General features: G+C 51.7%; 24 protein-coding genes. 10 read left to right on the top strand and 14 right to left on the bottom strand.

The window, feature by feature from the left end:
- Positions 1–15: 15 nt before the first annotated feature.
- Positions 16–942 (bottom strand): glycosyltransferase, encoded by a 927-nt coding sequence (locus tag Q4E93_RS27315; protein ID WP_303590812.1) that lies wholly within the window; start codon positions 940–942, stop codon positions 16–18.
- Between the two features lie 24 nt (positions 943–966).
- Here Q4E93_RS27315 and Q4E93_RS27320 point away from each other — a divergent pair, with 24 nt between their 5' ends.
- Positions 967–1,860 carry an ArgK/MeaB family GTPase gene (locus tag Q4E93_RS27320; protein ID WP_303590814.1) on the top strand — a complete coding sequence of 298 codons (894 nt, stop codon included), beginning with the start codon at positions 967–969 and terminating at the stop codon, positions 1,858–1,860.
- Here the strand turns inward: Q4E93_RS27320 and Q4E93_RS27325 are convergent.
- The 4 genes from Q4E93_RS27325 to typA all read right to left on the bottom strand — a co-directional run bounded on the left by Q4E93_RS27325 (position 1,844) and on the right by typA (position 5,772).
- Positions 1,844–2,863 (bottom strand): glycosyltransferase family 9 protein, encoded by a 1,020-nt coding sequence (locus Q4E93_RS27325; protein ID WP_303590816.1) that lies wholly within the window; start codon positions 2,861–2,863, stop codon positions 1,844–1,846. The two genes, Q4E93_RS27320 and Q4E93_RS27325, sit on opposite strands and share 17 nt — an antisense overlap.
- Positions 2,864–2,881: 18 nt before the next feature.
- Positions 2,882–3,583, bottom strand: a complete 702-nt coding sequence (locus Q4E93_RS27330; RefSeq protein ID WP_303590817.1) for an FkbM family methyltransferase — start codon at positions 3,581–3,583, stop codon at positions 2,882–2,884.
- A gap of 88 nt (positions 3,584–3,671) precedes the next feature.
- Positions 3,672–3,896 (bottom strand): hypothetical protein, encoded by a 225-nt coding sequence (locus Q4E93_RS27335; RefSeq protein ID WP_303590818.1) that lies wholly within the window; start codon positions 3,894–3,896, stop codon positions 3,672–3,674.
- Between the two features lie 67 nt (positions 3,897–3,963).
- Positions 3,964–5,772, bottom strand: a complete 1,809-nt coding sequence (gene typA, locus Q4E93_RS27340; protein ID WP_303590819.1) for a translational GTPase TypA — start codon at positions 5,770–5,772, stop codon at positions 3,964–3,966.
- A gap of 321 nt (positions 5,773–6,093) precedes the next feature.
- On the opposite strand from typA, the gene Q4E93_RS27345 reads away from it, so the two are divergent.
- Together Q4E93_RS27345 and Q4E93_RS27350 are read left to right on the top strand one after the other, a co-directional pair.
- A complete protein-coding gene (locus tag Q4E93_RS27345) occupies positions 6,094–7,143 on the top strand; it encodes an alpha/beta hydrolase (protein ID WP_303590820.1) in 1,050 nt (349 codons plus the stop codon).
- Positions 7,144–7,196: 53 nt separating this feature from the next.
- Positions 7,197–8,069, top strand: a complete 873-nt coding sequence (locus tag Q4E93_RS27350; RefSeq protein ID WP_303590822.1) for a diacylglycerol/lipid kinase family protein — start codon at positions 7,197–7,199, stop codon at positions 8,067–8,069.
- A 187-nt stretch (positions 8,070–8,256) separates the two neighbouring features.
- On the opposite strand, the gene Q4E93_RS27355 is transcribed toward Q4E93_RS27350, so the two are convergent.
- Genes Q4E93_RS27355 through Q4E93_RS27370 form a run of 4 tightly spaced genes read right to left on the bottom strand, consistent with a single transcriptional unit; the run spans position 8,257 to position 12,685 of the window.
- Positions 8,257–10,488, bottom strand: a complete 2,232-nt coding sequence (locus tag Q4E93_RS27355; protein ID WP_303590823.1) for a hypothetical protein — start codon at positions 10,486–10,488, stop codon at positions 8,257–8,259.
- Positions 10,485–11,579 carry a COX15/CtaA family protein gene (locus Q4E93_RS27360; protein ID WP_303590824.1) on the bottom strand — a complete coding sequence of 365 codons (1,095 nt, stop codon included), beginning with the start codon at positions 11,577–11,579 and terminating at the stop codon, positions 10,485–10,487. Before Q4E93_RS27360 ends, Q4E93_RS27355 begins: the two co-directional genes overlap by 4 nt.
- A gap of 27 nt (positions 11,580–11,606) precedes the next feature.
- Positions 11,607–12,119 (bottom strand): YeeE/YedE family protein, encoded by a 513-nt coding sequence (locus Q4E93_RS27365; RefSeq protein WP_303590825.1) that lies wholly within the window; start codon positions 12,117–12,119, stop codon positions 11,607–11,609.
- Positions 12,116–12,685 carry a YeeE/YedE family protein gene (locus Q4E93_RS27370; RefSeq protein ID WP_303590826.1) on the bottom strand — a complete coding sequence of 190 codons (570 nt, stop codon included), beginning with the start codon at positions 12,683–12,685 and terminating at the stop codon, positions 12,116–12,118. The genes Q4E93_RS27365 and Q4E93_RS27370 overlap by 4 nt, the downstream gene beginning before the upstream one ends.
- A gap of 97 nt (positions 12,686–12,782) precedes the next feature.
- Here Q4E93_RS27370 and rnhB point away from each other — a divergent pair, with 97 nt between their 5' ends.
- Complete coding sequence (gene rnhB / locus Q4E93_RS27375; RefSeq protein WP_303590828.1) at positions 12,783–13,454, top strand: ribonuclease HII; 672 nt, start codon at positions 12,783–12,785, stop codon at positions 13,452–13,454.
- On the opposite strand, the gene Q4E93_RS27380 is transcribed toward rnhB, so the two are convergent.
- Positions 13,414–14,031, bottom strand: a complete 618-nt coding sequence (locus tag Q4E93_RS27380; RefSeq protein ID WP_303590829.1) for an L-threonylcarbamoyladenylate synthase — start codon at positions 14,029–14,031, stop codon at positions 13,414–13,416. The genes rnhB and Q4E93_RS27380 overlap by 41 nt on opposite strands.
- A 96-nt stretch (positions 14,032–14,127) precedes the next feature.
- Here Q4E93_RS27380 and Q4E93_RS27385 point away from each other — a divergent pair, with 96 nt between their 5' ends.
- Positions 14,128–15,018, top strand: a complete 891-nt coding sequence (locus Q4E93_RS27385) for a cupin-like domain-containing protein (RefSeq protein ID WP_303590831.1) — start codon at positions 14,128–14,130, stop codon at positions 15,016–15,018.
- Between the two features lie 847 nt (positions 15,019–15,865).
- Here the strand turns inward: Q4E93_RS27385 and Q4E93_RS27390 are convergent.
- Entirely contained in the window at positions 15,866–16,903 is a 1,038-nt protein-coding gene (locus Q4E93_RS27390; protein WP_303590833.1) for a 2-oxoacid:ferredoxin oxidoreductase subunit beta, read from the bottom strand.
- 15 nt (positions 16,904–16,918) lie between these two features.
- Positions 16,919–17,491: a porin family protein gene (locus Q4E93_RS27395; RefSeq protein WP_303590835.1), complete on the bottom strand. Its 573-nt coding sequence runs from the start codon at positions 17,489–17,491 to the stop codon at positions 16,919–16,921.
- A 185-nt stretch (positions 17,492–17,676) separates the two neighbouring features.
- Between Q4E93_RS27395 and Q4E93_RS27400 the strand changes: the two genes are divergently transcribed.
- Both Q4E93_RS27400 and Q4E93_RS27405 read left to right on the top strand, forming a co-directional pair.
- Positions 17,677–17,967, top strand: a complete 291-nt coding sequence (locus Q4E93_RS27400) for a hypothetical protein (RefSeq protein ID WP_303590836.1) — start codon at positions 17,677–17,679, stop codon at positions 17,965–17,967.
- Between the two features lie 191 nt (positions 17,968–18,158).
- A complete protein-coding gene (locus Q4E93_RS27405) occupies positions 18,159–18,563 on the top strand; it encodes a histidine kinase (protein ID WP_303590838.1) in 405 nt (134 codons plus the stop codon).
- A gap of 65 nt (positions 18,564–18,628) precedes the next feature.
- Here Q4E93_RS27405 and rbp read toward each other — a convergent pair whose 3' ends face one another.
- The gene (gene rbp, locus Q4E93_RS27410; RefSeq protein WP_303590839.1) at positions 18,629–18,955 is read right to left on the bottom strand and encodes an RNA-binding regulator; all 327 of its coding nucleotides are present in this window, start codon (positions 18,953–18,955) and stop codon (positions 18,629–18,631) included.
- A gap of 198 nt (positions 18,956–19,153) precedes the next feature.
- Positions 19,154–20,302: an MFS transporter gene (locus tag Q4E93_RS27415; protein WP_303590840.1), complete on the bottom strand. Its 1,149-nt coding sequence runs from the start codon at positions 20,300–20,302 to the stop codon at positions 19,154–19,156.
- Positions 20,303–20,622: 320 nt separating this feature from the next.
- Here Q4E93_RS27415 and Q4E93_RS27420 point away from each other — a divergent pair, with 320 nt between their 5' ends.
- From Q4E93_RS27420 to zwf, 3 genes are all read left to right on the top strand, one after another.
- Positions 20,623–21,051 carry a c-type cytochrome gene (locus Q4E93_RS27420; RefSeq protein ID WP_303590841.1) on the top strand — a complete coding sequence of 143 codons (429 nt, stop codon included), beginning with the start codon at positions 20,623–20,625 and terminating at the stop codon, positions 21,049–21,051.
- Positions 21,052–21,228: 177 nt separating this feature from the next.
- Positions 21,229–22,644 carry an NADP-dependent phosphogluconate dehydrogenase gene (gene gndA, locus Q4E93_RS27425; RefSeq protein ID WP_303590843.1) on the top strand — a complete coding sequence of 472 codons (1,416 nt, stop codon included), beginning with the start codon at positions 21,229–21,231 and terminating at the stop codon, positions 22,642–22,644.
- Between the two features lie 32 nt (positions 22,645–22,676).
- Positions 22,677–24,176 (top strand): glucose-6-phosphate dehydrogenase, encoded by a 1,500-nt coding sequence (gene zwf / locus Q4E93_RS27430; RefSeq protein ID WP_303590845.1) that lies wholly within the window; start codon positions 22,677–22,679, stop codon positions 24,174–24,176.
- Positions 24,177–24,189 lie beyond the last annotated feature (13 nt).

Genomic DNA, 24,189 nt, shown 5'->3' on the forward strand with positions numbered 1-24,189 from the left:
ACGCGGGAAATTTGTCTATCTGAAATTGACATGGTTATCCAACCCGTTTATGCAATACACATGCCCGGCAGCCTGCTTGTCTCTCAATAATTTATAGTTCACTTCCGCTTCTTCCAAAGAATAATGGGCCTTGTGATAAAGATGATACACGATAGCCCGGTGCTTCATGGATTGCAGCCGCAGCCCATTTGCCAGGAGTCGCCACTCTATATCCACATCCTCGCCAACGCCGGCGCTGACATAATCTTCATCATACCCGTTGATCGCTATGATATGCTTCTTCAGGACACCCCAGTTGCAGCCCATGATCCCCCCCTTCTTGACTTTCTTCCGGAAAAAAGGGATATAAATACCATCCTCTTTCCGCTGTGACCCATACTTCAGGTGGCTGTAAAAAGACAACAACGTTCGATCGCCGGTGGCCAGTAATTTTTGGGTCAGCGCCTCGCTCATCATGACACGCCTGCCCATCAGCACGCTTTCCTCTCCTGCCATTAATGCATATTCCTGCAGGCACCGCCGGTGGGGGATGCAATCCCCGTCGAAGAACACGAGCAATTCACCGTCAGCCGCCCGGACAGCCGCATTCAATATCCTGTTCTTCCGGAACCCCTTGTCCTCCTGGCAAACATGTTTTATTAAAAATGGCAGCTCCCCGGATCTTTTTTTTATATATTCTTTCGTGGCCGGTGCGTCATCGTCTTCCGCAATGATCACTTCGAAATCATCATACACCTGTCTTTGTAGCCCTGCAAAGACGAGATCGAGAAAGGGTAAATTCTTATAAAAAGCAATGATGACCGATATCTTCATGGTTGTAAAGATCGGTATATTTATCTTCCTGTTAATGCCATTTAAAATGGCGAAGATGAACCTGGCCCACAGCATCCGACCATTCGGCAGCGGATCCGGCCATTCGACTGTTCTTTGGAGATTGACCATATTAATGTAGGTTTGTCAATCAACATGACTGACAAAGCATCCCTTCTTTTCCGGGACATACGGCAAGGCAATTCCCGGGCACTGGCCCGGGGCATCTCGTATATAGAAAATGAAGTCACGGACTTCTTTGCTCAATTGCAGGACCAGCCGCCTTTTCCCGGATCCATCATTGGCATCACCGGCCCCCCCGGCGCCGGAAAAAGCACCCTCGTGGATGGGATGATCGGAGCGTTTATCGATGCAAAAAAAAAGATCGCCGTCCTCTGCGTGGACCCCTCCTCCTTTTTCCATTCCGGTGCGCTCCTGGGCGACCGCATCCGCATGAGTGAATGGTACAATCACCCCGATGTGTTCATCCGCTCCCTGTCTTCCCGCGGAACATTGGGAGGCCTGCACCCAGGCATTGTCAATATAACAGAGCTGCTGAAGGCCGGCGGCTTCGATCACATACTGATAGAAACGGTAGGAGTGGGACAGAATGAAATAGAGATCGCCGCACTGGCCGATATTACCCTGGTCGTGCTGGTACCCGAGGCGGGTGATGAGATCCAGGCCATGAAAGCAGGTCTGATGGAGATCGGCGATATCTTCGTCGTGAATAAAAGCGACCGGCCCGACGCGGATCTTTTCGCCAGGCAGCTCCGGCTCATGCTCTCCCGGCCGGGGCGGGAACCAATCGTCATGAAGACCATCGCATCCGAAAAAAAGGGGCTCCAGGAATTGATCCGCCAGCTGCAACAGCAGCTGCAGCAGCCTTTCACTTCCGATAAAAAGTACTGGCTGCTCACGGAAAGGGCCTTGCAACTGATCAGCCGGCGCCGCATGCAGGACATCGACCGTGAAGCGATGACCCAAAAGATCAGGGAGCTGTCAGCCGCCGGAAACTTCAACCTTTACCAGTTTATTGCCGGTTACTGATAGACAGCAGGTATTCCTTCAATTTTATGGGGCTTATATCCCGCATACATGCACAGTCATGTACGCCCGGACAGCCCTTGCAGGGCCCTTCCAGGGAGAAGACCATTGCCTTGGGTCCCAGTGGCGCCCAGCGCTCGGGATGGATAGGCCGTAAGGGAGGAAATAGCCCCAATGCGTGGATACCCACGGCTGCGGCTACGTGCAAAGGACCAGTGCCGGAAGCCAGCAACCCGTCTGCCCGGGCAATAAAAGCCAGGAACTGCGGCAGGCTTAGCTTTCCCACGAGATCCGTCACGGTCGGACACGCTTTCAGCAGCGGCTCCAATGCCGCCCGTTCCGCCGGCATACCCGTAACGAAGATCTTAAATCCTTCGGGAGGTAGCATTTTCACCAGCCGTATGAAATTATCGATGCCCCACTCTCTCCCATTCCCTCGGGATTTCGGGTGCAGAATGAGATTGAACCTTCCCTCGTCAAGCAGTCCGGCAACATCCGCCGGCAGAGGTGATAGCTTTGTCAGTCCATAATAACAGGGGATCTCCGCCAATTCATACAGGGGTTTGGCGCCCAGCACCGTCAGCAGACGGAGGTTGAGCTGGGCCTCATGATAGTGGGATTTCTTCCGGGACAGTCGCACCAGCTTATTACAGGTATACCAGTGATACGCCCGGTTGGTGGTACCGATACGGAGCTTGATACCCGCCTTTTTTGCCAGCCAGGCGATGGCCGGCATGGGAAGGACATGAATGATGGTATCGGCGCCCGTCGCCGCCAGCGCCCGGGCTTGTTCGGCCTCTTCCATCTCTTTCAGTTCGTCCCAATTGAGAAACGCATCCACATGCTTGCAGGCCCTGATGATCTCCTGCGTATAGTTGCTGCCGAGAAATATGATCCGCGACTGCGGATATAATTCCCTCAATACCCCTGCCACCGGCAGGGTCAGCACCACATCGCCGATAGCATCAGCACGGCTTACAATAAACGTTCTGTTTTGATGGGACATACCTTCTCTTTGTACGGCTCATGCCGTCTTCACGGCCGGCTTCTTGCCGATACTCTTTCTCACCTTCCGGAGCTTGACGCCGGTCTCCCGCCACCAGAGCTGGAAGGCTTCCCTCCAGTCAGTCGCCAATGTCCCTTCCCGGTAATAAACGGTATCCGTCCGGTTGATGAACCAGCGCTTATATCCATTGGAGGCCATCCAGGCGTTGATCTCTGGCAGGTAAGGATTGGAATACACTTTCCCATGCGTCTCCAGCGAAATGATGGCCGGCCGGCTCTTCATGTATTTCAGCACATACCATTCACAGCCCTCCGTATCCACGCTCAGCAAGTCGATGGTGCCATCATCTATCTCGTCGAACCTCACGCATGCTACGCTAAAAGTATCCTCGTTCTTCACGACATAGCTATCGTTGATCATCGCGGGACTGAAAGGCAGCGAAGTGGCAAACGTGGACTCACCCAGCTGCGCCAGCTCCAGCACGCCATGATGGTCGTAAATGGCGAAAGGATAAAGATGGACATGCGCATATTTACCGAATGCTTTTTCAATCGCGGCGATATTCTCCGGCCCCGGCTCCACCAGCGTGGTCCGGACACGATCCCTGGTAATAAAATCCAGGATATTCGACAGCTCAGGCGAATAAACCCCTACCTCGCAGACATGCTGGATAGGGACTCTCTTCAGCTTGCTTCTCTTATAAAGTTCATTGGAGACCATACGATCGGTTTATCTCACCATAAAAACATAAATATACGCAAAGAGGTCATCCGCCCAACGGCGGACAACCTCTTCCTTATCAAATATATTAATCTGCTTGGTTATGCTTCCACCAGCGATAGCCGATGAGGCCGAAAATAGCCAGAGGGGTAAAAGCCAGATAAAGGATCCCTTTATTTAAAGCCTTGGCAGGCCTTTCGCCCAATTGTTGCGCAGACCGCGTACAAATGGAGCACTGCGCCTCCACGCGGACAGAGCCCGTCGTCAACAAAAAGAAAAGGATTATAAAAAACACCCGTCTGTGTCTCATCATAACTACCTCCTTTTGACCAAAGTTACGACATAATTCAATCCCTGCCGTCCCCGCACGCCGCCGCTGGTTACGCCTCCGTCTTCATCGCAGTCTGGCGTCTCTTGCGTTCGTTCTCGTCGAGGATCGTCTTGCGCAGGCGTATCTTCTTCGGCGTCACTTCGATACACTCATCCTGCTGAATGTATTCCATGCACTCTTCCAGGGTCATTTGCTTTCTGGGGATGATACGGACGGAGTCGTCGCTGCCGCTGGCACGCATGTTGGTCAGCTTCTTGCCTTCCGTAGCGTTAACGATCAGGTCGCCCGGCTTGATATGCTCGGCAATGATCTGCCCGACATAGACCTCCTCGCCCGGATCGACGAAGAAAGTACCACGGTCCTGCAATTTATCGATGGAATAGGCCGTCGTCTTCTCCTGGTTCTTGGAAAGCAATACGCCGTTGTTCCTGCCGGGGATGGGACCTTTCCATGGCTTATATTCCAGGAAACGGTGCGCCATAACAGCTTCACCGGCTGTATTGGTCAGCATATTGCTACGCAGACCGATCAGACCCCGGGAAGGGATCTCGAATTCAAGGTGCTGCATGTCGCCCTTGCTTTCCATTACGAGCATCTCGCCCTTGCGCTGCGTCACCATATCGATGACCTTTCCGCTGTAATCGCCCGGTACGTCCACTACTAATATTTCAAAAGGCTCATGCTTCTTGCCATTGATCTCCTTCACCAGCACCTGGGGCTGGCCCACGGTAAGCTCAAAGCCTTCACGACGCATGGTCTCGATGAGGATACCCAGGTGAAGGATCCCACGTCCGTACACCAGGAAGCTATCCGCACTGTCCGTATCCTCTACGCGCAGGGCCAGGTTCTTTTCCGTCTCTTTTATCAGCCGGTCACGAAGGTGACGGGAGGTAACGAACTTGCCATCCTTACCGAAGAAAGGCGAGTTGTTGATACCGAACAGCATGCTCATCGTAGGCTCGTCTACGCTGATCACCGGCAATGCTTCCGGATTCTCCGCGTCGGCGATGGTATCCCCGATATTGAAGTCTTCCAATCCGACCACAGCGCAGATATCGCCCGCCATGACCTCGGCAGCCTTCTTCTTACCCATGCCCATGAAAGTATATAATTCTTTTACCTTGCTGCGCTTGATGACACCATCGGCTTGCATCAGGGCAATGTTCTGACCTTCCTTGATAGAGCCCCTTGCTACCTTTCCCACCGCGATACGGCCCAGGAAAGACGAATAGTCCAGCGAAGTGATCTGCATCTGCAACGGACCTTCCGACACCTTCGGAGCAGGTACATATTGCAGGATACCATCCAGCAAAGGCGTAATATCCTCACATTGCTCGTTCTTGCTGTTGAACCAGCCATTCTTGCCGCTGCCATAGAACGTGGGGAAGTCCAACTGTTCTTCCGTAGCGTCCAGGTTGAAGAAAAGTTCAAATACAGCATCATGCACCTCGTCAGGACGACAGTTGGGCTTGTCGACCTTATTGATCACCACAATAGGTTTCAGGTTCAGGTGCAGGGCCTTCTGAAGGACAAAACGCGTCTGCGGCATCGGACCCTCGAAGGCATCCACCAGCAGCAGCACCCCGTCCGCCATTTTCAGCACCCGCTCTACCTCACCACCGAAGTCAGAGTGACCCGGTGTATCGATCACATTGATCTTTACACCCTTATATTCCACCGCAGCATTCTTGCTGAAGATGGTGATACCCCTTTCCCTTTCCAGGTCGTTGCTGTCCATGATTAACTCCCCCGTCTCCTGGTTATCACGGAATACGTGGGTGGCATGTAAGATCCTGTCTACCAGGGTAGTCTTACCATGGTCAACGTGCGCGATGATTGCTATATTTCTGATTTCCATAATGTTATCTTTCTCCGGCCAAACCTGGCCTACCTGTTCTGTCCGTCGGTGGTGATTCGCGCTTCAAATCCTTCTCAAAATATTGATCTTCAGCACGAAACATCTATTTGTCTGGCCGTTCGGCCAAACCGACTACCCGTCGGTTTAAAGCCGCAAAAGTACGTCAAAACACCCGAACTTCCTAGCTTAAACGAACCTTTGGACGGAAATAACACAAAAAACACATAGCATCTGTCCGATCCCCCTGAAAAAGATGGACCTTTTCCCTTCGTTACCGTATTATATGCCCCCTATTTTATAAATTCAGGCCAAATTTGAGTCATGCGTAAAAAATGGTTGTTGCTAATTCCTGTTCTGCTTATCATTCTTTACCTGCTCGGCCCCAGCCCTTCCACCCCCGTCTACCGGCAGGAGATGCCCGTCGTACCTGCTGCACCGGTAGCCCTGGAAACCTATATCCGTGACAATGAAGCGCAGCACAAACTAAAGCCCGACAATGAAGCCCGCATCGTTTGGGCCAACGATTCGGCAAAGTCCCCCACGGAATATGCCATCGTCTACCTCCATGGCTTTTCAGCCAGCCAGGGAGAAGGCGATCCGGTACACCGCTATATCGCCCAACGCTATGGTTGTAACCTCTACCTCTCCCGTATGGCGGAACACGGCATCGATACCACAGAGGCCATGGTGAACCTCACGGCTGACGAATATTGGGAGTCCGCCAAACAAGCCCTGGCCATCGGGGAACAACTGGGCAAAAAGGTGATCCTTATGGGCACCTCCACGGGCGGAAGCTTTGCCCTGCAGTTGGCAGCCGCCTATCCCGATAAGGTCACCGCGCTGATCCTGATGTCACCCAACATCGCCATCAACGATCCCAATGCCTGGGTAGCGAATAACCACTGGGGCCTCCAGGTCGCCCATATGGTGACAGGCTCCCCTTACATCGTCAGCAAGGAAGACTTCGGCCCGCTCTATCGACAGTATTGGTATCCAAAATATCGTTCGGAAGCCGTCGTAGCCCTCGAAGAATACCTGGAGACGGCGATGGTAAAGAAAACATTTGAAAAGGTCCGGCAGCCAGTGGCCATGTTATACTACTACAAGGATAAGATCCACCAGGACAGCACCGTGAAAGTGTCCGCCTCCCTGGAAATGTTCGATCAGCTGGGTACACCCGCTAACCTTAAATACAAACAGCCTGTTCCCGAAGCAGGCAGCCATGTCATCGGCTCTTCCATTCGCAGCCATGATGTCGAAAGCGTGAAAAAAGGCATCGACCATTTCATGACGGCGATCCTTCATCTGTCGCCCATTCCCCACACACCCGATCTGCTGGCAGCTAAACCACAGACAATGAATACACATTAGCGTTCCAACATTAGCCGGAATATTCGATCTTTGCCCCGGAAATAATATATCGAGTGGTTGCAAGAAAAATAATTTTCCTTATCAATCCTATCTCCGGCACACGCGGCAAATCCTCCCTTAAGGAGCTGATCACCCGCAGGACAAAGGAACGGCACATCGATTTCGATATCCTTCCCACCAATGCGGAAGGCAAATACGATCTTTTACCCACGCTGATCGAAAGGGAGAAAGTGACAGACGTCGTCATCTGTGGAGGCGATGGCACCATCAACGCTGTGGCAGCCACCTTACAAGGCAACCCCGTCCGGGTCGGCATTATCCCGATGGGATCCGGCAATGGACTGGCCTTCGCAGCAAAAATTCCCAAAGACCCGTCCAAAGCGCTGGATATCGTTTTCACCGGCAAAGCTTCCCCGATCGACGGTTTTATGATCAACGAAAGCTTTTCCTGCATGCTATGCGGCATTGGCTTCGACGCACAGGTGGCGCATTCCTTCGCCCAGCAGCCGACAAGAGGACTGCAGACCTATGTAAGGGTCACTCTCCGGCATTTCTTCTCCGGTAAATGCTGGCCCTTCGAGATCGACCTTCCCACGGAAAAGCTCCATGCCGAAGCTTTCTTCATCAGTATAGCCAATGCCAACCAGTTCGGCAACCACTTCACCATCGCTCCCCGGGCACGGCTCGACGACGGCCTGTTAGACATCGTCATCGTAAAAAAAATGAATAAGCTCCACACCCTGCTGTCCGTCCTCCGCCAGGTAATGGGCAGCCGGCCCAAAAATATCCTCTATTTCCAAACACCCACTTTACGCATCGTCAACAGGGACCTCGCACCCTTACACATTGACGGCGATCCCCAGGCAACTGCACCGGAATTTAACATCCGCATCCTGCCGAAAATAATTCAGCTGATACAGCCTTGACCATTGTTGCATCGGGCTGCCATCTTACAATTTGTCGTTCCCGGGGCGCAATCATTCTCTTGAAAACGAACATACGCAGTAGCATATACGAACAGTGTATATAAATTGAGTCTGTAAAAGCAGCAATAGTTAATCCTATAAAGAGTTTGAGAACGGAGTAAATAGATGTCGCCCGTAAATGAATGCACTATTGGCCCTTTGCAAATTCCCTGAACCGTCCAAAACTCTTTTGATTCTCCAGGTTATCCAGGGAGCTGATGATATTCAGCTTCTCCTGGGTGGTAAGATGGAAATTGAGCGCAGCCCCCGCGTCTTCCGACTTGGGCGCATATTGGAACACCAGCTTGTGGAATGGAAATCCCATGCCGCTTTGCGCCAGGCTCAGTAAGTCATCCTGGTTGTATTCCTGCATCTTGTACCAGTTGTCCTGCAGCAATAACACCGGCTTGGTAATGATCTCGGTGACATTCACGGACTCATAAGGATTCTCCCAGCCGCCGGTCTTACGATCCCGTATCTGCAGCAGGACCACCCCGCTGGTGTTCTCCTGCATCCATTCCCGGAAAGCATTCAGGAACCGTATGGCATTCATCTCGCCAAAATTATCCCGGAATCCGGCATCCATCACATCGATCACCGGGACAGTAGGCAGCCAGACATTCGGCAATACATAGGGGAAAGTAGCATTCATACGCAGGGCGGTCAGCAGCCGCAGGTTCTCAGGACCCTGCCGGGCAAACAAGGCCCCGAAGTCCACGGCATCCGGGTCCATGCCGGGCAGCTTGCTGCTGTCAAAACGTGGCCGCATTAAAAAGCTGACAGGCTGGCTGCTGATGATCAATGCCCGGCTGTCGCGGGTAATGACAGGATTGAAGAACATCAGCGGCACCCTCGCCGCCGCCTCATCCACGGCAATGTCCTTCATCTGCCGGTTCAGCACCCCCTCGGTATTGGCATTCAGCTTTTGCTCGAAGGCGTAACCTCTGTCCTTGATGTATTCATAATCGCCCACCTTGAATTTCTGCGCCGGCGAAGCAAGGTCTCTCGCCACAAAAGAAGAGAACAGGGTGTTCAGCAGGTCGCCGGAAATGTCGTCCACGTAATGCCTGTCCTGCAGACGGATCGCCGCATTGCCGGCCTCCTTCATGCGTGAAAGCTCCCTGAAATAAGCAGCCCCCAGCATCCCTCCCGAAGCGCCCGTGATCAGGAACGTCTTGCGCATCAGCTTGCCTCCGCAGAGGCTATCCAGCCGCTGCAATATGCTCATGGTGAAAGTAGCGCTGCGATTGCCGCCGCCGCTGGTGTTCACCAGAAAAAGCACCGGCTTCGCCTCCGTTTGCCGGGCTTTCCAGCGCTCCAGGATCTTCAGCATGTTCGCCTTGTCGGCAGCGACATGCTGGGCCGAACACAGTTCCAATAAGGTCAGCTTATCATACAATGGCCGGTTCTCCTCATTGGTATAGTTCAGCCCATACGCCTTATTGGTAGGATCGATGACATTAAATCGGTACAACAGGTTCAGCACCAGGAACACCACAACAAAGAAGGGCATGCTCCAGCTCTGAAGAAAGTAGGTAAAGGCGCCGGAAAGGGATATCAGGATAGCAAAGAAGATCAGGATGCTGGCTGCTGCCGGCAGCTGGAAAAAACGGCTGTCCATGAAAAACCCCACGGCGATCAAAAATATGAACGCCACGAAAATAGACAGCACCGCAGAAATGTGGTGGCGGTTGAATATATTCTCGATGAAGTCCTTGCTATAATGGGAGACATCGCGCGTCTTCCTGATCGTGGTAGGCGAATTCATATACCATTTCACCCGCATCAGCCGGCTCTCATTGAGCTTTACCTCCTCCTTGCGGAACTGTGACTTGAAAAGCCTGGGATTGCTGATCACAGGCGTCATCCGCCTGATGATACTCTTGTCGGCACCGAAAAAATACAGCAGCGACACGACAATGATGAACATAAAACCCAGCATGAACCCCATGCTGAGCCAAATGATCCGGCCCGCAGGAAGCAATTCCTTGGTGCTGCTGAACTGCACCGCCTTTATACAATAGAATATCAAAAAGAACAGGGGCAGGATGGCATTGTTGATGCAATATTTCAGAAAAGGTTTGGTCGTAGTGGCCAGGAACCTGAAATGACGGCAAAAAAGAATGAACGTGGTGATATTCCAGCTCATGATAAAGATGCCTGTTGCCAATCCCACAATGGCAAAGCTGGCCCAGCTCACTTCTCCAAGATATTCCGGCGAGAGGAAAAGGGCTGCTGCACCATAACTTTTCATAAATCCGCCGTTCAACGTACTGAACAGAATGAACCAAAACACCAGCAGCACCTGGAACTTCTTAATGTGCAGCAACAGCAGTTGTACAGGGAAGAAATGATAGATCGATTTAAGCGTACGCATCATACGGTTACAGAATGACTTACAGGTCTCACAATGTACAACATCTCTACTATTGTCAGTAAAAAAAGCAGTCCCGTGATCTGGTGCAGCTGGGCCAGCCAGTCAAAAGCCACCCACCTGTTGGGAATGATCCCCGGACTGGCCAGCAGGCTGGAAATACCCAGGAAAACCTGGAGCCCGATCAACAGCAGGGGAAGCCATCGAAATGTAAGGAAATACTTCGGCACACCCGGGAGCCTGCAGGCCTTGAACGTCCATATCACTACCAGGAGGAGCAGCAGGTAAGCAATACCGCGATGGATGAAATGGACGGTGATGGTATTGCCGATGATGTCCTGTAAGAAGGGATGCTGGCTGAACAGGGCGCCCGGCACCCAGTCCCCGTTGATCGTCGGCCACGTAGGAGCGATGGCTGCCGCTTTGTTGCCCGCCATCAGGGCGCCATACAATAGTTGAAAAAACAGCACCACCAGGATCAGGATAGTCCAGCCACGCAGGCCCGCGCCTTTCCCCGTAGCAGAAGCCCTGACGATATGCCTTTCAGACACCATCAGCTGCAGCGCAAACCAGAAAGCATATACGATCAGCCCCAATGCAAATACAAAATGAAGGGCCAGCCGGGTAGGACGTACATAGATCGCATCTCCCGTCAGACCACTGGCTACCATGATCCACCCGACAGCGCCTTGCAATGCTCCCAGCAAAAATAAGATCACCAGGGGACGGATCATGTCCTTCCGCATCTTTTTCTTCCACAACAGCCAGGCAAGGCCCACTACGAATACCACCGCCACCAGCCGTGCCCACAGCCGGTGGAACCATTCCCAGAAAAAAATGAACTTATAATCAGAAAGGGTGAAATCCGCATTGATCAGCCGGAACTGGGGCGTCTGCCGGTACTTGTCAAAGGCTTCCAGCCACTGCGCATGGTTCAACGGAGGCAGCGCACCCGTCACAATATTCCATTCCGTGATGGATAGCCCCGAGCCGGTAAGACGGGTAATACCCCCCAGGATCACCTGTATCAGCAACATGATGACCCCGGTCATCACCCACATTGCGACGGGGCGGGAAGAAGAAGAAGAGGTTTGCATAGCGGCGCAAAGGTACGTGCCGGACTTTCAATGCGGTAATTTTTCCCGCACCACCCCATACACATACGTCCCGGCAACAGCGCTGAGCAAAGTCACACTCACCGCCGTAAACCCTGCCCCTATCTGCGCAAACAATGGCCCCGGACAAGCTCCCGTAATAGCCCATCCAAATCCAAACAGCAACCCGCCGAACACCTGGCCCTTATTGAACTTCCTCACCGAAAAGACGATCGGCGCTCCCGCCAGCGTACGGATCTTATATTTCCTGATCACCCACACCGACAAAATACCCACCACCACCGCCGATCCGATGACCCCATACATATGAAAGCTTTGCAATCGGAACATCTCCTGGATCCTCCACCATGAAATGATCTCCGCCTTCACCAGGACGATGCCGAAAAACATCCCCGTCAGGAGATACTTCAGCTGGTACCACCAAGGCCCGCGCGATTGCTGCACCTGATCCGGCTGACCCCCGGAGGTGACATCCAGGCTGCGCACTTCGACATCCATATTGATCTCTCTTTTTTCCATCATAACTGTAAGATCATCGGTAAAATAAAATTTGCCATCACAAATCCTCCCACCATGAAACAGCCGGTCGCCACCAGCGAAGGCCACTGTAAGGTAGATAGCCCCATAATGGTATGCCCCGAAGTACATCCCCCCGCATACCGGGTGCCAAACCCTACCAGGAATCCCCCCATCACCATCAACAGCCAGCCCTTCAGGGTCGACAAAGCCCCCCAGCTGAACAAGCTTCCGGGCATCAGGTCTCCGAAACCCTGTACCCCATAACCCTTCATCTCGAGGACCAGCCTCGCATCCACCACCATCGGCGCCCGATTCCCCAATCCATGTACAGCTACCCAGGCCCCGGCCAAAATACCCGCGACAAAAAGCAAGTTCCAGGCCTCCTTCTTCCAGTCATACTGAAAGTAAGGCGCTTTACCCGGCAGACAGGCAGCACAGATGTGACGGAGTGACGAAGAGACCGCAAGACCCTTGTTCCCTATGATCAGCAGGGTAGGGACAGCAAGCCCAATCAACGGGCCCGCAACATACCAGGGCCAGGGCTGCCTTAACCATTCCATTATTTGCATAAAAAACCATATTGTAAGAGGACGAAGTTATTATCATGTGGACAAAAGATACTCCTTCATTTTATCCAATCCCTGTATTTTTGAAAAAAATCCGGATTTGCTAAAGGCTTTTTACAAGGAGGGCGCCATTGAAGCAGGCTGTGACGAAGCCGGCAGAGGTTGTTATGCCGGTCCTGTATTTGCCGCCGCCGTCATCCTCCCCGATGGGTTCTACCACCCATTATTGAACGACTCCAAGCAGGTGACCCCCGAAGACCGGCAGGAGCTCCGCATTTTTATAGAGGCCAACGCACTGGCCTACGGCGTAGGCATGGTGGATCATGAGGAGATAGACCGGATCAATATCCTGCAGGCTTCTTTCAAAGCCATGCACCTGGCGCTGGATAAGCTGAAAAAGCGCCCCCGGCTCCTGCTCATCGACGGCAACCGCTTTGTCAAATACAGGCGTATCACTCATCATTGCATCATCCAGGGCGATGGCATCTATGCCTCCATCGCCGCCGCAAGTATTTTGGCCAAAACCTGGCGGGACGAATACATGCAAACCCTCCACCTGGAATTTCCACATTATAGCTGGGACAGTAACAAAGGATATGGCACCCGGGAACACCGGACAGCCATCGAAAAGTTCGGCCTGTGCAAATACCACCGGAAAAGCTTTAATATCCTGCCCGGCGAGCCAGACCAACTGGATGAAGCGGACCAACTCCGCGAGCCCGAAGACGCCCTCACCGCTCCTCCAGCTCCCACACCCCTAGTCCCATCCTGATCACCGAAGGCTCCTCTCCCGTACAATCCACCACCGTCGAAGGAACGATCCCCCCGATGCCCCCGTCCACCACGATATCCACGATATGATTGAACTTCTCATGGATGATCTCCGGGTCGGTATACTCCTCCACCATGTCACCTGGCAACGAAGAACTGAGAATAGGATGCCCCAGCTCCCTCACCAGCCCACATGCAATATTATTATCCGGCACCCGCAGTCCAATGGTATCCTTCTTGCTTTTCAGGATCTTGGGCACCTGCTTGCTCGCCGGGAGGATAAATGTATAAGGTCCTGGTAAATAGTTCTTTAGCATCCGGTACAATGGGGTGGAAATACTTTTGGTATACTTACTCAGGTCGCTGAGGTCATAGCATATGAAAGACAGCTGGGCCTTGGCCGGGTTCACCTGCTTGATCTGGCAGATGCGTTCGATGGCCTTGTGCTGGAAGATGTCACACCCCAGGCCATAAATGGTATCCGTGGGATAAATAATGACACCCCCGTCCAGCAGGCATTCCACAATGGTCTTTATATTTCTGGGCTGAGGATTATCCGGATGGAGATGCAGGAGCATGTGGAAATATACCGAAAAAATGTTAAGCCAACGCTAAGAAATTAACAAGGTTTTCTTAACCTGAATTTAGTACTATTTTTGCGGAAATTGGACCCCATGCAATTACATAAGGTCGATCGGGTGGACAGTATCAGTCCTGAAGATTTCAGGGACCAGTACTACACCCCAATGAAGCCTTTGGTGATCACCAACCTCTCAAAGCAATGGCCTGCCTATCAAAAATGGAATTGGGATTTTTTCAAATCCATTGTAGGCAATGTGGAAGTAGGCCTGTATAACAATATCAAAAGCGACGCCTATACCCCTATCAATACTGCGGACGACTATATGAAGTTCGGCGACTACATCGATATGGTCAGGAAGGGACCTGCCGAATGGCGCATCTTCCTCTTCAATATTTTCGAGCACGCCCCGCAGATCACCGCTGACTTCGAATGGCCGGAGGACCTGATGAAAGGCTTCGTAAAACGATACCCCATGCTGTTTGTCGGGGGTAAAGGATCCATCACCCACATGCATTTCGACATCGACCTTTCCCATATCATGCACACCCAGTTCGGTGGCCGTAAAAGAGTCCTGCTCTTCCCATTCGAAGAACAGCATAAACTTTACCGCAAGCCCTGGGAAGTCCTGAGCTTTGTCAATTTCGAGCACTATTTTGACGATTGCAACAATAAGCTGGAGATCGATAGATTTCCCGCCCTAAAGCTGGCAAAAGGATACGAAGTGATCCTGGATCACGGGGACACCCTGTTCATGCCGGCGGGATACTGGCACCATATGGAGTACCTGGACAGCGGCTTTGCCATGAGTCTGCGGGCTTTGCAGACCTCGCTGACAGGCAAGCTAAAAGGAGCCTGGTACCTGCTCGGAATGCGCAATATCGATACCCTGATGAAAAAAACGGCCCCGGAATGGTGGTTCAACCTCAAAAAAGAAAAAACCTTCAAGGCAGCTAACAAAGAGCTCGAAACCTTTGCTCCTTAAGGTATTTAGGTGTCTTTCGGTAGACAGATGTGCAGGAAACCCTTGCCCATATTTAAAAAACTTTAAAAAAAATATTGCTTTTTAACGAAATCGTCTTTATTTTTACCCCGCTTATACTCTGAAAGCGTTTAACTTATTAACGCTCACCCACAAGAATCTGATCCGATCCAATTTCCACATTCCGACTATCCAATTTCCGTCCCAAGATTCCAATTTCCAAAAAATATCCGGTTTTGCATTGAGTGTATGAAGGGTAACGTCTTTCATGCTGTTTAGTCTACTGATCCTTTGTGTCCTATCGCATATTATTTCCATACCCTTTTGAATAATGTCCTGGTGTTCTGGCTCATGGCCTCTACCCAAACGATCTTACCCTCGGTTTTACTGTAACTGAATTTGACAGACCAGGATGTATCCGGCAAAAATATTCTGGTTGAACAAGGCCAATATTACGGAAAGGCTTATGCGGAAAAGTGGAATTTTTGAATAAAAGACAAGCGCCAACAAGTCAACATGCGTTCAATAAAAATATATTCGATCTCTTTCTTTTTGTGGTTTCAGAGGTAAGCACAGGCCGGCGATGTCTATCGCTGGCTCTTTTTTTCTCCGGTACTAATCCCCGGACGCTTTAGCGGCCTCTTTCACTGGCCAAAAAGTTAAAAGATTTCACTGTGAAAAAACCAAAATAAAAAGAGGCTGGCTCCTGACCCGTAAAAAAACAGAGCCGCCTCTTTTTCGTTTTATGTCCTGAAATACTTCGTATTTCAGAGGGAGGCTGGCTCCTGACCCGTAAAAAAACAGAGCCGCCTCTTTTTCGTTTTATGTATGTCCTTATGGAGACGAATATCTAAACGATCGTCCACGTCTCATTACCCCGGAGCAACTTATCCAGGTCGCCTTTCCCCTTGCTGCGCACCACTTCCTCAATTTGAAGATTCAGCATCTCCTCATAACAAGGACGCTCCGTCTCATAAAATACGCCAAAAGGCCTGGGCAAATGGCCTTCAACACGCACGTCGTCGAACAGGCGCACCAGTATCTGCGCCTTGTAAAAATCCTTCTCGTCATGGACCCACAGGTCATCCTTGCTGAACCCTTCCCCCAGCGTAACCACCGTCGGCTTAAAGCCATCCAGTCGGATCCCTTTCTCCTGCTTAGCCCCGAATACCAGGGGCTGACCCTGCTCGAGGAACAAGGCCTCCATGGGTTTCGAGCTTTTTTCCGTAAACACTTCGAAAGCCCCATCGTTGAAAATATTACAGTTCTGGTAGATCTCCAGGAAAGACGCACCCTTATGAGCCGCACTACGCAACAGCATTTGCTGCAGATGCTTGGGGTCACGGTCCATGCTCCTGGCGACAAAGCCCGCATCGGCTCCCATAGCAAGCGCCAGTGGATTAAAAGGATGATCGATGCTTCCGAAAGGAGTAGACTTGGTCACCTTATTCTCTTCCGAAGTAGGAGAATACTGTCCCTTTGTCAATCCATAGATCTGGTTATTGAACAAAAGGATATTCATATCGAAATTCCTGCGCAGCAGATGGATGGTATGATTCCCTCCAATGCTGAGACTGTCGCCATCACCCGTGACCACCCAGACACTCAGCTCAGGCCGGGTAGCTTTCAGTCCGGATGCAATAGCCGTGGCTCTCCCATGAATGGAATGCATCCCATAGGTATTCATATAATAAGGAAACCGGCTGCTGCAGCCGATTCCCGATATAATAACAATATTTTCCCTGGGGATCCCCAGCGTAGGCATGATCTTCTGGACCTGTGCCAGTATGGAATAATCGCCGCATCCCGGACACCAGCGCACTTCCTGGTCAGTAGCAAAATCTTTTGCCGTTAGGGGCTGCGGGGTAACTGTAGTTGTTGCGCTCATAATACCCCAAAGGTACTAATGTAATCGCAATTCCATACCCAGCTGTAACACCCGGTTGGCATAGCTGTAATTGTCATCCGGCGTCAGATCCGACAATCCCAGTCCATACCGGAGGTAAAAACCCACCTGGCGGTTGGCATAATAGCCCATGCCCAGGTTCAACGTCGCATCCGTCTTGTGAAATCCGTCCTTAATATCCGCATTATACCCATTCGGCCCCTTATTCCGCGCTGCGGCGAGAATCCCCAGCTGAGGCCCCGCCTCCACGTAGAACCTCCGCGCAGGATAGTACTGGAACATCAGGGGGATAGTGATATAGTTCAGGGCCCAGGTAAACCGGACGTCCCTGTCCCAGTATCTCTGCCCCTGCCCACTGTACAATATTTCCGGCTGGAAAGCCCATTGTTTGGCAATGCTCGTATGCAGGAAAAATCCCACGTGTCCGCTGATCCGGTTGTCGCCGTACAGGTTGGAGATATTGGCTACATTCAATCCTCCTTTAAAGCCAGGGATGATATTTTGGGCTTGGGAAAGGCTGCAGGACAGGCAGATCAGGGTCAGGAAACATACATTTTTGCTCGGGTTCATAATTTTCTCTTTTAGGGTTTTGTAACGCAAGGCTTTCATTTGTAGAGATTTTACCCCTTGGAAACAAAGGATATGCCATACTCCTGTTTTGGCATCAATTAATTGATTCTCAACCTTAGGAAAATCACCTATCAGGTTGTTGCGGTGGCATGCTATTGGACACCCTCATAGATAAACCTACATATATGACAAAGCAGCTATTGTTGACCATCGCCATCGCCGGCAGCCTGACGGGCCTCACCGGCTGCGCAGTGGACGGCTATGTGGAAACGCAGCCGGCGGAGGTGGTTTACACCCGGCCCCTGGCACCCGGCCCGGATTATGTGTGGATCGAAGGAGACTGGATATATACGGGAGGAAGATACAACTACCACCCCGGCTACTGGCGCCGCGCCAGGGTCGGCCGCACCTGGCGGGCAGGTCACTGGGACCATGGTCCCAGAGGCTACCATTGGAACAGGGGACGCTGGAGATAAAGTACGTCATTTAAGCCCGATAAGGATATCTTATACCCCTATCGGGCTTTTCATTAAGTGAAAGCCTTTACCTGATGGTAATCCATAGCCTCAATTGGTACTTTTTTCACAATTTCTTTCACCAATCTCCGTATTATCGTTGTTATTTTATTGCTGTTATACTGACATTTAATATCTTCAAAATCCAATATATGCCCTCAACCATGCACAGCCAGATCTCGCTGCACCATTTCGTAGATGAATTGACCCTGGGATTGTTACCTTTGGCCGTTAGCCGGAAATCAATAATTATTAATCAAATAGATAGGAATTTGCAGGTAGGTTCCGACGAGAACATGTTAGCGTATGTCCTGTGGAACCTGCTGGACCGCGCCGTCAATAGCACGCAAAATGAATGTATCCATATCGAGTCCGTAACGGAAGGCGATACCACGCTCATCCGCGTCCGGAACGCAGGCACCTACTTTTATCGCACCGTCTGCCACGGTTTCCGTCAGGTGCAATACGCCGCCGAAAAACTGGGCGGCACCATCAGCATCGATTATACGGGCAATACCAGCACCACCATTGCCCTTACGATCAGGAACGCAGCCTAGCAGGCCACCTCCTAAAACGAAAAAAGGGGACCCTACCGGATCCCCTTCCTCCTGGAAAAAAACTATTAATATCTGCTATTGCTATAGTTGTTGTTCCTGCGTTGAAAGCCGCCGCCTCCTTTGTTACCACCGCCGCCATTGCCACGGTCTTCCCTTGGCTTAGCTACGGATACGCCGATGGTCCTTCCATCGACAGATGCACCGTCCAGTTCCTGAATGGCTTTCTGGGCAGCAGCATCATCAGACATTTCCACAAATGCAAAACCGCGGGATTTGCCGGTGAATTTGTCCATGATAACCTTAGCAGAAGATACTTCTCCGTATTCTGCAAAATAATCTTGTAAGTCTTCGTCCGTGACGTTGAAACTTAAATTAGAAACGTAAATGTTCATAAATTAACTAACTGGTTAAAAAAAATAAATAATACCAATCTGAGAAAATATAGCAGGGAGTAAAGAAAACTAACGATTACCGGAGATGGTTTAGCGGAAGCGATCATTCAATTACTAATGCTGTAAGCTCAAATTTACTTCACAAAGATACAATATTGTAATCAAAAACCAAGCGGAAAATATCCCCGAATCGGCTAATTAGTAATTTGTTAACGAGGGCTTCATTTTCCTGCTCGTTACGGAAAATACGACGAAAGCAAGCGATGCAAGGACCATTCCTGTCACACATACCCCTTTCCAGCCGGCCCATTCCCATACAGACAGCCCGATGAATGAACCCAGGGAAGTTCCCGTGAAGCTCACGGTCATGTACACGGTATTCAGCCGGTTGCGCGCTCCGGGCAGCAAAGCATAGACCCTGCTTTGATTCGACACATGGATACCTTGCATCGCCAGGTCCAGCAGGACGATCCCCACGACAAGTCCCACCACCGAAGTATCACATATATAAAAGATAATAAAGGATACGAACAGCAGGCCCAGACCATATCCGATGGCAATACGCGGATTGCGCTTATCTGCCGCCCCGCCTACCAGGGGCGCCGCCAACGCCCCGGCCGCCGCCGCCAATCCAAACAACCCGATGAGATCACTCTTAAAATGAAAGGGAGGACCCGCCAGGTGCAGTACCATCGTAGTCCAGAACATGCCGAAAGTAGCAAACCCCAATGCATTGATCGAAGCAGCCTCCCTTAACACCGGCTGCTCCCGCACCAGCGTGCCCAGGCTCCGCATCAGTGACGCATAAGACCCCGAAAAAGCAGGTACGCTCCGGGGAAAAGCCTTCCGCATGGTCAGCAGCAGGATAAAGCTGAGACCGGCAGCTACCCAGAACATCCCCCTCCACCCCAGCCAGGCGCCGATCAGCCCGCTCAGCGTACGGGACAGCAGTATCCCCACCAGCAGTCCGCTCATGATCGTGCCAATGACCTTCCCCGTCCGGGCAGGGGAGGCGAGATAGGCCGCCAGCGGTAATATCAGCTGCGGTATGACAGAGGTGGCCCCAATCAGCAGACTGGCGATCTCCAGGCACAGCAGGTTCGGCGAAAGCGCCGCAAAAGACAAACATACCACCGCACCGGCCGTCATCCACACGATCTGGCTCTTTCGCTCCATCTTGTCCCCTAATGGTACAAAGAATAATAGACCAAGCGCATAGCCCGCCTGCGTAAAAAAAGCGACCTGCCCGGCCTTGCTCTCTGGTACCCCAAATCCCTTGCTGATCAGTACGATCAACGGCTGACAATAATAAATATTCGCTACGATCAACCCGGTGCAAACAGCCATCAATACAATAAGCCCTTTCGGCAACTGATCCTCCAAACGGACCGGAGGTTCGTTGTCCGGAGGACTGACATTAAATTTTTCCGGAAAACGGTTTACATTTTCTGGAGAATCCGTTTTCCGGACATTTTCTAATGATTCTTCTAATGCTCCCATATTGACCGCAAAGATACACCGTCACCATTGAGCGCGATCGTGCGCTGCAAAACTTAACCCGATTGTGCCGAACGCCACAACGTCATTGCCCCGATTGTCAAAATATTGTCAAAAAAAGAGCTTTTTATAAAGTCAATGCTTTAAATTCGGCTCTTAAACAGTTATGTATGTTGCATGGTAAAAAAATAGCCGTCGCATTGACACTTTCAGCTCTGATGATCATTGGTATGGCCGCTACCCGTCCCTCCGGCAGCCCGGCGGAAAAGCCCCTGGCCGACAAGCCCCACAAAAACCTCAAGGTCCTGCCCAAAAACATCAGTCACGAAGACCTCGACAAGGTAATGGACAACTGGAAAGCCGCCCTGGGCGTGAAATGCAATTTCTGCCACGCCCCTTCCCAGGACAGCACTTCCCATAGGCTGGACTTTGCCAGCGATGCCAAGCCCGAAAAAGATGTAGCCCGCCACATGTTTAAAATGACGGGAAAGATCAATAAGAAATACTTCAACTTTGACAAGGATGACAAAGGCAATGCCGTTCCAACCGTCACCTGCATGACCTGCCATCGCGGCAACCCCCATCCGGAAGAGAAATAACCATTTATTCATAAAAGCGCACGCTCATGCAAAAGGGCGTGCGCTTTTGCCTTATACTATTCCTTCTTTATCCTGTTTTCATCTACCCCACGAGCCTCCTTGTCCTCCCCAAGACATTATTTAGAATAATAAATTGCCTAATTTTACCCGCTCTTAAGCGTACAAACAACTCACATCATGGCAAACAATTCATTTAAGTTCGGAATGATCGGCCTCGGCGTTATGGGTCGCAACCTGTTGCTCAATATGGCTGACCACGGTTTCCCCGTCGTCGGCTTCGACAAGGACACACAGAAGACTTCCACGCTCGAATCCACCGCTACGCCCGGCACCACCGTAAAAGGAGTTAATACACTGGCCGAAATGATCCAGGCGCTGGAAAAGCCCCGCAGGCTGATGATGCTGGTCCCCGCCGGGAAGCCTGTAGATGATGTGATCAACGATCTCATCCCCCTGCTGGATAAAGGGGACATCGTCATCGACGGAGGAAACTCACATTATACAGATACTTTACGTCGCGTCAAACTGCTGCAGGAAAAAGGCTTCCACTTTATGGGTGTAGGCATTTCAGGCGGTGAGCAGGGAGCCCGCACGGGCCCCAGCATCATGCCCGGCGGAGATCCCGAAGCATATACTCACGTACAACCCCTGCTGGAAGCCGTAGCCGCAAAGGTCAATGGTTCTCCCTGTGTCGCCCACCTGGGCAAAGACGCCGCGGGTCACTATGTAAAAATGGTGCACAATGGGATAGAATACGCCATCATGCAGCTGATCAGCGAAACATATGACCTCCTGCACAGAGGACTGGAACTGGACAATGACGAGCTGTACAAGATCTACAAAAGCTGGAACGAAGGCGAGCTGCAATCCTTCCTCGTGGAGATCACGCGCGATATCTTCCTCAAAAAGGACGAAAAAACCGACAATCGCCTGGTGGACATGATCCTCGACAAGGCCGGCGCCAAAGGCACGGGCAAATGGACATCCCAGGATGCCATGGACCTGGGCCTGCCCATCCCCGTCATCGACATGGCCGTCTCCATGCGCGAGCTCTCCGCCTATAAGGAGGAAAGAACGAAGGCCGCCACCATGTATAAGACTTCCACCGTCGACATGCCCATCCCCCAGGAAGTATTTATCCAGCAAGTGCACGACGCCCTTTACTTTGCCACCATCATCAGCTACGCACAAGGCCTGGCCATGCTGCACAAGGCATCCATAGAACTGGGCATGGAGATCCCCATGCCGGAAGTGGTGAGGGTATGGAGAGGCGGTTGTATCATCCGCTCGTCCCTCCTGGAAGTTTTCTATCAGTCCTTCACAAAAAATCCCGACCTGCCCAACATCCTGCTGGATGAAGATATCTGCACGCTGCTGTCCGCCAAAAGGCAGAACATGCGCAATGTGATCATCCACGCCATCCACATGGGCTATCCCGTGGCCGGCCTGATGGCAGCCCTCAGCTACTTCGATGCCTACCGGAGCGAACGCATGCCGACCAACCTTATTCAGGCGCAAAGAGATTATTTTGGCGCCCACACTTACCAGCGCATCGACGAACCAGGGGTCTTCCATTCGGAATGGAACAAATAAATATCGCACATTATAGAATCAATAGATAGTATATGCAAAACCATAAAAGACCGCCCGCCTCCCTCATCTTCATCTTCGGGGGCAGCGGCGACCTGAACTTCAGAAAGCTTTCCCCCGCCTTATATAATTTAGCCATCGATAACTGGATGCCGGAGAAATTCGGCATCATCGGCATCGGCCGCAGCAAATACAATGACGAGGATTACCGCAAACGTCTCTATGAAGGGATCCAGCAATTCAGCCGGCGGAAAGGCGAAGGCAACGGACAATGGGATGAATTCTCCCAACACGTGTCCTACCTCCAGATGGACGCGGAAAAAGGGGAGGAGTATCAAAAAATTGCCGATGTGGTGAAGAAAAAAGAAGAAGAGTTCGGCATACACCCCAATGTGATCTTCTATCTTTCCGTAGCGCCCCAGCTGATGCCCGACATCGCCCAAAAGCTGGGAGGCCTCAACCTCTGCTCCGACACACGCACCACCCGCATTGTGATCGAAAAACCTTTCGGGCATGACCTTAAAAGCGCGCACGAGCTGAACGAGCTGCTCATGGGTATGTTCAAGGAAGAGCAGATCTACCGCATCGATCACTACCTCGGTAAAGAGTCGGTCCAGAACATCCTCTCCCTGCGCTTTGCCAATGCCCTCTTCGAACCCATCTGGAATCGCAACTACATCGAATACGTACAGATCACCGCTGCCGAAACGGTAGGCGTGGAAGGCCGCGGCGGCTATTACGAACAGTCCGGCGCCCTGCGGGACATGGTGCAGAACCATATCCTTCAGCTGATGTGCATGATCGCCATGGAAGCCCCTGTATCTTTCGATGCCAACGAGATCCGCAATAAAAAAGTGGACGTGCTCCACGCCATCCGCAAGATCGCAAAAGAGGACGTCAATCACTACGCCGTGCGTGGACAATACGCCGAAGGTTGGATGAAAGGACAAAAAGTACCCGGTTACAAACAGGAAAAAAGCGTCAATCCCAGTTCCGCCGTCGAAACTTTCGCCGCCGTCAAATTTTACATCGACAACTGGCGCTGGCAGGACATACCGTTCTATGTTCGCACAGGCAAACGCATGAACCAGAAGACCACCAACATCACCATCCAGTTCAAGACCGCACCCAGCTACGCCTTCCCCCCCGAAGCGGCGGATACATGGAGGGCCAACCGGCTCACCATCAGCATCCAGCCTGAAATGGAAGTCCGGCTGCGCTTCCAGGCCAAACGCCCCGGCCAGTCCATGAACCTGGACCCCGTGGACATGGTCTTCAGCTCCGAATCCGCACACGAGCCCGAAGCATACGAGACCCTGCTGCTGGATGTCATGGAAGGCAATCCTACCCTGTTCATGCGCGCCGATCAGGTAGAGGCCGCCTGGAAGATCGTCATGCCCATCCTGGAAACCTGGGAAAGCCGCCCTCCGGTGGATTTTCCCAACTATACGCCGGATGCATGGGGACCCGAAGACGCTGAAGCGCTCATCGCCAGGGACGGGCACAACTGGATCACCATGCCCCCGGCCCAATAGGTATAACAAATTA

Origin of the sequence: Flavitalea plasmicola (genome assembly GCF_030546645.1) — a bacterium.
Lineage (GTDB): Bacteria > Bacteroidota > Bacteroidia > Chitinophagales > Chitinophagaceae > Puia.

Coding starts and splice junctions, on each gene's coding strand:
- Q4E93_RS27335 (WP_303590818.1), bottom strand. CDS start 3,896: ATGATGAGACACAGACGGGTGTTTTTTATAATCCTTTTCTTTTTGTTG.
- Q4E93_RS27320 (WP_303590814.1), top strand. CDS start 967: ATGACTGACAAAGCATCCCTTCTTTTCCGGGACATACGGCAAGGCAAT.
- Q4E93_RS27330 (WP_303590817.1), bottom strand. CDS start 3,583: ATGGTCTCCAATGAACTTTATAAGAGAAGCAAGCTGAAGAGAGTCCCT.
- rbp (WP_303590839.1), bottom strand. CDS start 18,955: ATGAACATTTACGTTTCTAATTTAAGTTTCAACGTCACGGACGAAGAC.
- typA (WP_303590819.1), bottom strand. CDS start 5,772: ATGGAAATCAGAAATATAGCAATCATCGCGCACGTTGACCATGGTAAG.
- Q4E93_RS27385 (WP_303590831.1), top strand. CDS start 14,128: ATGCAATTACATAAGGTCGATCGGGTGGACAGTATCAGTCCTGAAGAT.
- Q4E93_RS27400 (WP_303590836.1), top strand. CDS start 17,677: ATGACAAAGCAGCTATTGTTGACCATCGCCATCGCCGGCAGCCTGACG.
- Q4E93_RS27315 (WP_303590812.1), bottom strand. CDS start 942: ATGGTCAATCTCCAAAGAACAGTCGAATGGCCGGATCCGCTGCCGAAT.
- Q4E93_RS27415 (WP_303590840.1), bottom strand. CDS start 20,302: ATGGCTGTTTGCACCGGGTTGATCGTAGCGAATATTTATTATTGTCAG.
- Q4E93_RS27370 (WP_303590826.1), bottom strand. CDS start 12,685: ATGCAAATAATGGAATGGTTAAGGCAGCCCTGGCCCTGGTATGTTGCG.
- Q4E93_RS27355 (WP_303590823.1), bottom strand. CDS start 10,488: ATGATGCGTACGCTTAAATCGATCTATCATTTCTTCCCTGTACAACTG.
- Q4E93_RS27380 (WP_303590829.1), bottom strand. CDS start 14,031: ATGCTCCTGCATCTCCATCCGGATAATCCTCAGCCCAGAAATATAAAG.
- Q4E93_RS27325 (WP_303590816.1), bottom strand. CDS start 2,863: ATGTCCCATCAAAACAGAACGTTTATTGTAAGCCGTGCTGATGCTATC.
- zwf (WP_303590845.1), top strand. CDS start 22,677: ATGCAAAACCATAAAAGACCGCCCGCCTCCCTCATCTTCATCTTCGGG.
- Q4E93_RS27420 (WP_303590841.1), top strand. CDS start 20,623: ATGTTGCATGGTAAAAAAATAGCCGTCGCATTGACACTTTCAGCTCTG.
- Q4E93_RS27360 (WP_303590824.1), bottom strand. CDS start 11,579: ATGCAAACCTCTTCTTCTTCTTCCCGCCCCGTCGCAATGTGGGTGATG.
- Q4E93_RS27390 (WP_303590833.1), bottom strand. CDS start 16,903: ATGAGCGCAACAACTACAGTTACCCCGCAGCCCCTAACGGCAAAAGAT.
- Q4E93_RS27395 (WP_303590835.1), bottom strand. CDS start 17,491: ATGAACCCGAGCAAAAATGTATGTTTCCTGACCCTGATCTGCCTGTCC.
- Q4E93_RS27365 (WP_303590825.1), bottom strand. CDS start 12,119: ATGATGGAAAAAAGAGAGATCAATATGGATGTCGAAGTGCGCAGCCTG.
- Q4E93_RS27345 (WP_303590820.1), top strand. CDS start 6,094: ATGCGTAAAAAATGGTTGTTGCTAATTCCTGTTCTGCTTATCATTCTT.
- Q4E93_RS27405 (WP_303590838.1), top strand. CDS start 18,159: ATGCCCTCAACCATGCACAGCCAGATCTCGCTGCACCATTTCGTAGAT.
- gndA (WP_303590843.1), top strand. CDS start 21,229: ATGGCAAACAATTCATTTAAGTTCGGAATGATCGGCCTCGGCGTTATG.